The sequence below is a fragment of the Glutamicibacter sp. NPDC087673 genome (genome assembly GCF_044743255.1).
Lineage (GTDB): Bacteria > Actinomycetota > Actinomycetes > Actinomycetales > Micrococcaceae > Glutamicibacter.
In genome coordinates, this window is the sequence record NZ_JBIUWB010000002.1 from 680,723 (window position 1) to 690,755 (window position 10,033).

Consider the following 10,033-nt stretch of genomic DNA (forward strand, 5'->3'; position numbering starts at 1 on the left):
CCGGCCCGCTGCCGGCTCACCGCAGTGCAACGCGCTTTGGCTGGCAGCCGGTGATCTGGCATGATCCGAACCATGCAGATTCAATTCACCCGGCGCATCACCTGGGATCAGCTTCCTGGAGAACTGCGCGCACGGATCGAATCGCACCTTGGATCCCGGGTGATCCGGGCGCAAAGCCAAGCCTCGGGGTTTTCCCCGGGCAGCGCCGATCGGCTGCTCACCGCCGATGGCCAGCGGGTCTTCGCCAAAGCGGTGCATCCGGGCCTCAGTGCGCCGGCCACGGCATTGCACGCCCGCGAAGCGGCAATAGCGGCCAAGCTCCCGGCGGCCTTGCCGGTTCCGCAGTTCCTGGGGCGCATCAGCTGGCAAGGCTGGGAGGCCTTGGTCTTCGCTGAAGGCCCAGGGGCCAGCCCGCAGCTTCCCTGGCCGGCCGGACAGCTGGAACGGGTGCTGGACACGCTGGCGCAGCTGGCTCATCAGGCCCCTGTTTCCCTGATCGAGCTGCTGCCGCCGCTGGAAGAGGAACTGCGCGAGGACGTAGCCGGTTATGCGCGGATCATGCAGGACGGCTGGCTTCCTGCTGATCCCTGGGTGGCGCAGAACCTGGAAGAACTCCATGGGCTGGCCATGGACGGTATCGGGGCGCTGGCCGGAGACCAGCTGGTGCATTCGGATCTGCGCTCGGACAACATCCTGCTGGGCGACGGCGGAGAAGTGATGCTGGTGGATTGGCCGTGGGCTTCGCGGGGCGCCGCATGGTATGACGCGTTGACGGTGCTGGTTGAAGCCCGGATTTTCGACCCGGCGCTGGATGCGGATGCCATTGCCGCCTCCCACCCGATCTTAGAATCGGCGGGCGCGGACGCGGTCAGCGCGGTCTTAGCTGGACTGGCCGCCTACTATGTGGACGCGGCGCGCAGGCCCGAGGTTCCGGGGCTGCCCACGCTGCGCAGCTATCACGCGAAGCAGGCGGCCGCCACCGTTGGGTGGCTCAAGGCGCGGCTGGCCTAGCTGGCTATTGCAAGGGCTAGCCGAACCGGGCCGGCGTGGCATTTTCCCCGCGGTAGACCAGGGCCAGGCCCAGGACCAGCGAACCGAGCTGGACCAAGGTCGCCAGCCACGCGCCGGAAGCAAACAGCTCGGACCAGCCGCTGAGCAGCCCGACCAGGACCAGCAGCAGGAGGCCTGCCCCGAGCAGGCGAAGCTTGTACCCGTTCATGGCCATACCCTACGGCACTGTCCGCGGCATTGCCACCGGATTCGGTGCGGATGCCTCGGGCATCGAGTGCGCGACTAGCCCAGATGCCGGGACTGGTCCAGCGCCGTGCCGGATCCCATGCAGATAATTGGCGGCAAGCCGGAATCCAGCCGGGAAAGTACCAGCTGTTCCTGCGCAACGAGGTTCTGCGGCAGGGCATCGAGCGGGAACCAGCGAAGCTCGCAGGCTTTCTCCGGTTCCATGAGGCGCGGAGTACCGTCCCACTGGCGCGCCAGGAAGAAGAAATCCACAGGGGATTGGGCGCCGCTGCCCGCTTGCAGGTAGCGGTGCACCGTGCACAGCGGCTGGAGCTGGTCTGCCGCGATCCGGATGCCCAATTCCTCGCGGGCTTCGCGAACGGCGGCGGCAACGGCAGCCTCGCCGGGTTCAACGTGCCCGGCGGCCGCCGTGCTCCAGAACCCGTCCATGTAGCCGGTTCCCGACCTCAGTTGAAGCAGGACTTCGTCGGCGCGCCGCAAGATGGCGTAGCTGATGGCGGGCATCAGGAGTCCAGGCGGCCCACCGAAGTCACCTTGACCACAGGTTCGCCGGCCTCGTCCGAGTCATCCAGCGAGATGGTGGCGGTGATGCCCCAGTCGTGGTGCTCGGATGGGTCGGCGAAGATCTGGCGCACCTCCCAGGTGCGCTGGGGCATGTCCTTGATGATGAACAGCTTCGAGCCGCGTCCGGCGGGACCGTCGTCGATGTCCTCGTGCTCGTCGAAATAGTCGTCCATGGCATCGGCCCAGGTGTCCGCGTCGAAGCCGCTATGCCCGTCGAGCTCGCCCAGGGCCTTGTCCTGCTCGTCGGCGAACAGCTTCACGCGGCGGAACATCTCGTTGCGGACCATTACGCGGAAGGCGCGCACATTGCTGGTCAGCTTTTCCGGTGCCGGAGGCGGTGCGGTTTCGGTTGCCTCGCTCAGCTCGCCGCGGGAGAGCTCTTCCCATTCGTCCAGCAGCGAGGAGTCGATCTGGCGGATCATCTCGCCGAGCCATTCGATCAGGTCTTCGAGGTCCTCGCGCAGCGCGTCCTGGGGAACGGTCTGTCGCAGGGCCTTGTAGGCATCGGTGAGGTAGCGCAGCAGCACGCCCTCGGAGCGGGCCAGCTGGTAGTACTGGACGAAATCGGAGAAGCCCATGGCGCGTTCGTACATGTCGCGCACGATCGACTTCGGCGCCAGTTCGAAGTCCGAGAGCCACGGCGCGCCGGAGCGGTACTGCTCGAAGGCGCTTTCCAGCTTCTCGGCCAGCGGCATCGCATAGGTGATTTCATCCAGTGCGTTCATGCGGTCGTTGTAGTCCATGCCTTCGGCCTTCATCGCGGCGATGGCCTCGCCGCGGGCCTTCTTCTCCTGGCCGGAGAGCACCTGGCGCGGCTTTTCCAAGGTCGCCTCGATCACCGAAACGACATCCAGCGCATAGCTGGCCGAATCCGGATCCAGCAGGTCCAGGGCGGCCAGCGCGAAGGGCGAGAGCGGCTGGTTCAGCGCGAAGTTCTGCTGCAGGTGCACGGTCAGCTCATAGTAGTTGCCGTATTCGTCTGGCTCATTGCGGCGCACGACCACCTCGGTGGCGATCAGTTCGCGCAGGATTCCCAGGGCACGCAGCTTCAGCTTGCGCTGGGACGCCGGGGTCTCGTGGTTTTCGCTGAGCAGGCGCTGGGCGGCCTCGAACGAATTGTCCTCGCGCTCCAGCAGGTTCAGCAGCATCGAGTGCGAGACCTGGAATGAGGACTTCAGCGTCTCGGGGGCGGCCTCGACGATCTTCTCGAAGGTCTTCTCGCCCCAGGTCACGAAGTTCTGCGGCGGCTTCTTCTTCGGGATCTGCTTGAGCTTGGAAGAGCCCTCGCCGTGCTTCTTCAGCGCCTTTTCCATGGCCTTGTGGTTCTCGATCGCATGCTCCGGAGCCTGCACCAGCACGGTGCCTGCGGTATCGAAACCTGCGCGGCCCGCGCGCCCGGCAATCTGGTGGAATTCGCGGGCGTTCACGATGCGCGTACGGGTGCCGTCGAACTTGGACAGCGCGGTGATCACCACGGTGCGGATCGGCACATTGATGCCCACCCCCAGGGTGTCGGTGCCGCAGATGACCTTGAGCAGGCCGGCCTGTGCCAGCTGCTCGACCAGGCGGCGGTACTTGGGCAGCATGCCGGCGTGGTGGATGCCGATGCCGTGGCGCACCAGGCGGTTCAGCGTCTTGCCGAACCCGGCGGCAAAGCGGAATCCGCCGATCATCTCGGAGATCTTTTCCTTCTCCTCGCGCGTGGCCACATTCACGCTCATCAGCCCGGTGGCGCGGTCGATGGCATCGAGTTGGGAGAAGTGCACGATGTAGATCGGCACCTGCTTGGTCTTGATCAGTTCCTCCACGGCCTCCTGCACCGGCTCCATGGAGTAGTAGAAGTGCAGCGGGATTGGGCGCTCGGTGTGCGCGACGATCACCGTCGGGGTGCCGGTGCGCTCTTCGAGTTCCTGCTCGAAGCGGGTGACATCGCCCAGGGTGGCGCTCATCAGCAGGAACTGCGCCTGCGGCAGCTCGATCAGCGGCACCTGCCAGGCCCAGCCGCGCTGCGGATCGGCGTAGAAGTGGAACTCGTCCATGATCACGCAGCCCACGTCCGCCTTGGAGCCTTCGCGCAGGGCGATGTTCGCCAGGATCTCAGCGGTGCAGCAGATGATCGGGGCGTCGGCGTTCACCGAGGAATCACCGGTGACCATGCCGACGTTCTCTGCGCCGAAGATCTTGCACAGGTCGAAGAACTTCTCGGAGACCAGCGCCTTGATCGGCGCGGTGTAGAAGCTGATCTGGTCTCGGGCCATGGCGTAGAAGTGGGCTGCGATGGCAACCATGGACTTGCCCGAGCCGGTGGGCGTGGCCAGGATGACGTTGTTGCCGCCGGCCAGCGCCATCGACGCTTCGTCCTGTGCGGGGTAGAGGTTGATGCCACGGGTTGCGACCCATTGGCCGAAAGCCTCGTAGATTTCGTCGTCGGATACGTTCTTGGCGTCTGCTGGCAGATAATCGGTGAGCAACATGATGTTCCTAGCCTATCGGTTGAGAACTATGACTGGGGGCTAGTTGTTGCGTGCGCCTCTCGTTTAGGCTCGGGAATATGAAATGGGATCCGACGAAATACACCGAATTCTCCGATTACCGGGGCCGCCCGTACCTGGATTTGCTGGGGCAGCTGGTCTCGGTTGACGCGTCGAAGGTCATCGATCTGGGGTGCGGGCCGGGAAATATGACCCGGCTGCTGGCCCAGCGCTGGCCGCAAGCGCAGGTCACCGGACTTGATTCCTCACCGGAGATGATCGTCAGGGCCACGCAGAGCGAGCACGAGGAGAACCTGGGCTTCGCGCTGGCCGATGCCACGGCGTGGACCCCTGACTCCGACACGGACCTGCTGTTCTCCAACGCGATGCTGCAATGGCTTCCGGGGCATCGCGAGCTGCTGGCCGGTTGGCTGGAGCACCTGAAGCCCGGCGCGAACGTGGCCATCCAGGTCCCGGGCAATTTCGGCTCTCCGTCGCACGCGGTGATGCGCGCAGTTGCCGACAGCCCGAAGTGGTCCGGCCAGCTGGCAGGGGTGCTGCGCCATGACGACGTGGTGGGCGAGCCCGGCGAATACCAGCGGATCTTCCTGGACGCGGGGTTCCAGGCCAATGTCTGGGAAACCACCTACCACCAGCTGCTCGCGGGGGAGGACCCGATCCTGAACTGGGTTCGCGGGACGGCGCTGCTGCCCATTCGCCACACGCTCAGCGACGAAGACTATCTGGAGTTCGAGAACGACTACCGGGCCGAAGTCTCCAAGCACTACCCGTCATTTGCTTCGCAGGACGGTACCGTCCTGACGAACTTCCCGTTCCGCAGGATTTTCATGATCGGGCACAAGCTCGGCTGATTCGCACCAGGGTCGGCATCGTCAGAGCGCTTGGAAGGTGAGCTGGCTCAGCGATTGTTTCCCGCCAGGCACCTTTGCACGATGCCGGGCAGCACCCGGACGCAGACCAGGACAACCAGGATGCCCAACGCAACCCCGGAGAAGACATCGTGGACGAAGTGGGCGCCTACGCCCACGCGGGACAGGGCAATCAGCAAGACGGCCGGTATCGCGTACTTGGCCAGCTTCGGAAGGGCCAGCGTGCAGGCTGCGGCGACGCCGGCGGCGAGAACCGAATGGTTGGAGGGCCAAGACCAGTCGCCTGCTTCCGGGCATGCCACTGCGGTGACAGCATCCAGGGCGCGGCAGGGGCGTTCCTCGGCGACCAGGATCTTGGCCAGCTCGCTCAGGCCATAGGCCGCTACCGCGCCAATCGCGCCTGAAACCAGGCGCCAAAACGCAACTCGGTTACAGAACCAGCACAGGACGGTGAGCGTGCAGGCCCCGGCCATCAGCATCAAGAGCAAGATCTCGGAAAAGAACACAGCCGCCGCGGAGAGCAGCGCCGACTGGGCAACAGGTCCTGAAATCTCCAGGTACAAGGCATCACGCAACGGATAGGAGGCCATCGCCAGCACGGTGAGAACCGCGATGATGATGGCTGGTCGTGATGGGGCGATGGCAATTGGTGCGGAGGGCGGAGAATTCACAAGTGGTGATTATACGGATCTGATCCGGCGGCAGGCATCAGCCGGAAGAGGTCCCGCACCATTTAAACGCTGCTGCCAGCGGCACGGATGCCGCTGGCAATGCAGCCAGGGGCTACCACCCGCGTTCGCGCCACTGCTCCAAATTCGGGCGTTCTGCCCCCAGTGTCGTCGAATCGCCGTGCCCCGGCAGAACCTGGGTTTCGTCCGGGAAGCGGTCGAAGATGCGTTCGGTGACGTCGGTGAGCAAAGAGAGGAACCGCTGCGGGTCCTTCCATGTGTTGCCCACGCCTCCGGGGAACAAGCTGTCGCCGCTGAGCACCACGGGCTGGCCGGAGGAATCAACCAGCGCATAGCCGATCGAACCTGGCGTATGCCCTCGCAGGTGGATCGCCTCGATGATCACATCGCCCAGCTTCAGCTGGTCGCCGTGGTTCAGCGCATGGTCGATCTTGACCCCGCATTCTCCAGCGATGCCGGCGACGTCGTCTGCACCGGCGTAGGTCGGCACCGGGTACTTCTCCACGGCTTCGGCGAACGCGCGCACGTGGTCCCAGTGCTGATGCGTCGTGGCGATGCCGATAAGGCGCGGATCGCTCGCGTCTTCACTGGCCGCCTGGATGAGCCGCTCGATGGCCGGCATGTCATCGGCCGCATCCACCAGCAGCTGTTCGCCGGTCTCCCGATTAGTTACCAGGTACACGTTGTTTGCCATGTCGGATACTGAGACCCAACGGACGGTCACATCGTTCAGCAATAGTTCGTTCATGCAACCAGACTACGGTGCAGATCCCGGCTGACGCGATAGGCTCGGATAAATGCCAAACACAGTCCAAAGGATGGAGTGCAGGATGACCGAACTGGAATTCATCAAGATCGAGCCGAACTCGGGCGTGGCGCCGTATCAGCAGGTCCGCGAGCAGATCCTCTCAGCAATTGCCAAGGGCAAACTAGCTCCGGGTACCAAATTGCCGTCGGTTCGTGCGCTCTCAGGCACCTTGAACCTCGCGGTGAATACCGTCGCCAAGGTCTACAAGGAACTTGAGCTGCAGGGCGCAGTGGTCACCCGCGGCCGCCACGGAACCGTGGTCCAAGCCGCCGAGAATCGTGCAGAGCAGGAAGTCAGCGATGCGGCCGCCGATCTGGCCCGCGTCGCCCAACTGTGGTCGGTCGACGAAGCAACCGCGGTAAAGTACCTGCGCGCTGCGTTCAGCTCCCTGCCAAGGTAGCCCCGAAGCGCCTCTGGAAGTGATTCCGGGAACCAGCCACAGGTGGAACCTGATGAATGCGAATCGGAATGAGGGCATTCGTTCCTGCAACAGCCCCGTGGCGATTGACTGGCCATGGGAGCAGGACTAGGAACCTTGCGGGTTCACCCAGCTCCATCTGCCAATAGCCAACGAGCGTAGTTTCCCCATCGGGGTGGGGATTATCCGCGCGCCCGCCGCTATCCGAACCAGTGGTCAATTCAACGGCGAACTGCAAGAGCTCGCCCGCGAAAAGAGGCCATTGGCGATAACTGGAGAAATTGCGGACTGGAGCCTGGGAGACCAGGCCAACGCGCTGCGCCGGGCCGATCGTGGCTGCACCGTCCACGCTTTCGAAGGCACCTGCTGGCATCCATTGGCGTTGTGAATATGTGCGCTCCGCTTCTCGGCCCAGACCCCCTACGTCGCCCTAGGGAGTGGGAGCTTTAGAACCCAGGCATGCTTATTTGAAACGAGTACCATGCACGTGGGGGAGAATGTTCTGGCTTGTCGGCCAGATGGGAAACATGCCGAACGCCGTGGAGCACGGTGAGGTAGTCCGCTTCATAAAAATGAGGCGACACCGGTGGAAAGGTCTCAGCGCAGGATCATGAAACCTAGCTCGTGAAATTACGGCGTTATGCGTTGTATTGCTGAATCATTGCCGGGATGGCAGTTAACATCGTGAAGAGCGCCAAGGCGGCAATGGCGTATCCCACCACGAGCGCAACGATTGCCAGCCGGCGGCCGCGTCCGCCCCGTAGGGTGATCTGGCTTAGCGCGACATGGCCTGCGCCCACGGCCAAGATGGCCAGACCTGAATTGCCAAAGAACCATAGGCAACGGAGTACTTGTTCAGTGATCCCGTATCCGTGTATGACGAGACTCTTTGCGTTGCCGTGCGGTTCCTCCATCAATTGCTGTTACGACGCAGTCTAGACGCCTATTCCCTCGAAAGGCCAGGGAGGCAACAAGCTGGAAGGGTTCGTGAGCTTCGGATCGAAAGTACTAGTACTGGTAGTGCTCGTCCGGCTTGATATTTCGAAATGAGCTTGGTGGTCACGCGCTGCGGGGCAAGAGCGCGGACTGATTGTGGTGGCCTAGATGCATGAACGAATCCTAAACGAATGATGCTAGATTTTGGCTCATGAAAGATGACCAAAAGGTACTGGACTACCTCGCCCAGCTGAAGGAGCAGATTGAGAAGGTCATCATAAACTTACCGAAGGAAATTAGCGCTCAAGTCTACGTTCGTAAGCACCATGTTCATTTAGATCTTCAAGGTCACCGGCTCAGTTTCTTCACACTGGTAGTAGGCGGCGAAGCGCCGGAACTCGTCTACGATGGGCGATATATGGGATTTCGAACGATTCACGAAGGCTTGGACGAAGTCATGGAATTCGAGGAAGAAACGATCGATGACGTTGCGACTTTTGTCTTGAGCACGAAGCCGCTACTAGCTCATAAAAGATCCGTCTTTCGACGCGCTTTTATTTGCATACCGAGCAATCACGGACCGGAATGGAAGCTTAAGCCGTTCAGTTAACGCATTGGCGACTGGGAACATTGTCCGGGCTGGTCAGCAGTACTGCCCATTGTCCTCCGTTCTGTGTCGCCCGAACGTGAACCCCGGTGCCAGGTGCTCGTCCCCATCCGAGTATGTTCAGGATTACCTTGCGGACGACGCGGTGCTGGCACTTGAACCGATCCGGGAGTCCTCCGAGTACTAGAATTAGGCCATGGTTTCTATCCGCACAGCCGTTGATACCGACTATTCTGCTTTACTTGCGATTTGGCGCCGCTCAGTCGAGGCGACACACGAGTTCTTGACTCCAGCGGATATCGATTCCATTGAATTGGACGTAGCAAAATATTTGCCTCAGATGTCCGATTTGCGCGTAGCCGAAGTAGCTGGGCAACCGATGGGGTTCATCGCGATCGAGAAAGACATTCTTGAGATGCTGTTTGTTGATGCTTTTGCACAGGGGCGTGGGATTGGGAGCGCTCTGCTTAATTCGGTCGTCACCGGCCGTGAATCCGTACGAGTCGACGTCAATGAACAGAACCCATCGGGACGAAACTTTTACGCCGCAAAGGGATTCACGCAAATAGGTCGGTCCGAAACCGACGGGGAGGGCCGAGGGTTCCCAATTCTGCACCTCGTGAGCAGGTAGGCGCATTAACCACAAGGCTATCCGGGACAAATAGATACCGCCCCATTTGCCTGTGCCCTAAACGAGCGCCCGCAAGGGGAACGTCCGACGGGACCCAAAATTGCTAGCGACCGCTAGACCCAGTATTCACTCTGGTAGAACTAATGCATGCGATGGATTGAGAAATGGTTTGACGAAACTGACTGGCCGAGGGATCCTTTCTTGGATGAATTCCGTGATTCAGTTTGGGAGCTCACGCTCGCCGGAGAGACCAGAGGCTGGCTGACCACTTCGATCACTATTATGCGATCGTTCCCGTTTTTCTGGGACAAGCAAGAGAATATGTGGTCCCAAATTCATTGGTTAGACGGCGGGCATGAATTACCGGAGGAGGATTACGCGCCGGGATGGTGAACCGTCCCGGAAATCATGCCGCCGTCTTATGTGCAGCTGCGTCGGGTAACGAGCCTGTCATTTCATCATAGTAGACTCGCTCAAATTCCTCTGGAGTTTGGTGATCCAGCGAGGAATGCAAGCGATCATTGTTGTACCAAAAGACCCAGCCGAAGGCGACCTCAACGACGTCGGATTCGGTCTTCAACGCACCAGTACGGAACGGTGAACCCTTGGCCACGGCCTCGTTCTTGAACAAGCCCATCACCGTCTCCGCGGCGGCATTATCGTAAGCGTCGCCGACACTGCCAATCGACGGAACCAGCCCCTCAATTTCCAAAGTGTCGGTGTACCGGATCGAGGTGTATTGGCTTCCCGCGTCCGAGTGAT

13 protein-coding genes are annotated in these 10,033 nt (G+C 61.7%); 6 read left to right on the forward strand and 7 right to left on the reverse strand.

Annotated features, from left to right (window positions below):
• The first annotated feature begins 72 nt into the window (after nucleotides 1-72).
• Complete coding sequence (locus tag ACIOTL_RS07545) at nucleotides 73-1,011, forward strand: phosphotransferase (protein WP_400342251.1); 939 nt, start codon at nucleotides 73-75, stop codon at nucleotides 1,009-1,011.
• Between the two features lie 16 nt (nucleotides 1,012-1,027).
• On the opposite strand, the gene ACIOTL_RS07550 is transcribed toward ACIOTL_RS07545, so the two are convergent.
• The 3 genes from ACIOTL_RS07550 to ACIOTL_RS07560 all read right to left on the reverse strand — a co-directional run bounded on the left by ACIOTL_RS07550 (nucleotide 1,028) and on the right by ACIOTL_RS07560 (nucleotide 4,295).
• On the reverse strand, nucleotides 1,028-1,219 hold the full coding sequence (locus tag ACIOTL_RS07550; protein WP_133834220.1) for a hypothetical protein: 192 nt from the start codon (nucleotides 1,217-1,219) through the stop codon (nucleotides 1,028-1,030).
• Between the two features lie 74 nt (nucleotides 1,220-1,293).
• Nucleotides 1,294-1,761, reverse strand: coding sequence for an NUDIX domain-containing protein (locus tag ACIOTL_RS07555; RefSeq protein ID WP_400342252.1), 468 nt, complete (start codon nucleotides 1,759-1,761; stop codon nucleotides 1,294-1,296).
• Nucleotides 1,761-4,295, reverse strand: coding sequence for a DEAD/DEAH box helicase (locus ACIOTL_RS07560; RefSeq protein WP_400342253.1), 2,535 nt, complete (start codon nucleotides 4,293-4,295; stop codon nucleotides 1,761-1,763). Before ACIOTL_RS07560 ends, ACIOTL_RS07555 begins: the two co-directional genes overlap by 1 nt.
• A gap of 77 nt (nucleotides 4,296-4,372) precedes the next feature.
• On the opposite strand from ACIOTL_RS07560, the gene ACIOTL_RS07565 reads away from it, so the two are divergent.
• The gene (locus ACIOTL_RS07565) at nucleotides 4,373-5,164 is read left to right on the forward strand and encodes a methyltransferase domain-containing protein (RefSeq protein WP_400342254.1); all 792 of its coding nucleotides are present in this window, start codon (nucleotides 4,373-4,375) and stop codon (nucleotides 5,162-5,164) included.
• 47 nt (nucleotides 5,165-5,211) lie between these two features.
• On the opposite strand, the gene ACIOTL_RS07570 is transcribed toward ACIOTL_RS07565, so the two are convergent.
• Nucleotides 5,212-5,853 carry a phosphatase PAP2 family protein gene (locus ACIOTL_RS07570; RefSeq protein ID WP_400342255.1) on the reverse strand — a complete coding sequence of 214 codons (642 nt, stop codon included), beginning with the start codon at nucleotides 5,851-5,853 and terminating at the stop codon, nucleotides 5,212-5,214.
• Between the two features lie 112 nt (nucleotides 5,854-5,965).
• Nucleotides 5,966-6,619: an MBL fold metallo-hydrolase gene (locus tag ACIOTL_RS07575; protein WP_400342256.1), complete on the reverse strand. Its 654-nt coding sequence runs from the start codon at nucleotides 6,617-6,619 to the stop codon at nucleotides 5,966-5,968.
• A gap of 82 nt (nucleotides 6,620-6,701) precedes the next feature.
• Between ACIOTL_RS07575 and ACIOTL_RS07580 the strand changes: the two genes are divergently transcribed.
• On the forward strand, nucleotides 6,702-7,079 hold the full coding sequence (locus ACIOTL_RS07580) for a GntR family transcriptional regulator (RefSeq protein WP_400342257.1): 378 nt from the start codon (nucleotides 6,702-6,704) through the stop codon (nucleotides 7,077-7,079).
• A gap of 656 nt (nucleotides 7,080-7,735) precedes the next feature.
• Here ACIOTL_RS07580 and ACIOTL_RS07585 read toward each other — a convergent pair.
• Nucleotides 7,736-8,014: a DUF4190 domain-containing protein gene (locus tag ACIOTL_RS07585; RefSeq protein ID WP_400342258.1), complete on the reverse strand. Its 279-nt coding sequence runs from the start codon at nucleotides 8,012-8,014 to the stop codon at nucleotides 7,736-7,738.
• A gap of 230 nt (nucleotides 8,015-8,244) precedes the next feature.
• Here ACIOTL_RS07585 and ACIOTL_RS07590 point away from each other — a divergent pair, with 230 nt between their 5' ends.
• The 3 genes from ACIOTL_RS07590 to ACIOTL_RS07600 all read left to right on the forward strand — a co-directional run bounded on the left by ACIOTL_RS07590 (nucleotide 8,245) and on the right by ACIOTL_RS07600 (nucleotide 9,664).
• Nucleotides 8,245-8,643, forward strand: coding sequence for a hypothetical protein (locus tag ACIOTL_RS07590; RefSeq protein ID WP_400342259.1), 399 nt, complete (start codon nucleotides 8,245-8,247; stop codon nucleotides 8,641-8,643).
• Between the two features lie 193 nt (nucleotides 8,644-8,836).
• Entirely contained in the window at nucleotides 8,837-9,271 is a 435-nt protein-coding gene (locus ACIOTL_RS07595; RefSeq protein ID WP_400342260.1) for a GNAT family N-acetyltransferase, read from the forward strand.
• Nucleotides 9,272-9,418: 147 nt separating this feature from the next.
• Complete coding sequence (locus ACIOTL_RS07600; protein WP_400342261.1) at nucleotides 9,419-9,664, forward strand: hypothetical protein; 246 nt, start codon at nucleotides 9,419-9,421, stop codon at nucleotides 9,662-9,664.
• Nucleotides 9,665-9,677: 13 nt separating this feature from the next.
• Here ACIOTL_RS07600 and ACIOTL_RS07605 read toward each other — a convergent pair.
• Nucleotides 9,678-10,033, reverse strand: a 356-nt coding sequence (locus tag ACIOTL_RS07605) for a transposase (protein ID WP_400342262.1), incomplete at its 5' end; no start/stop codon positions are given.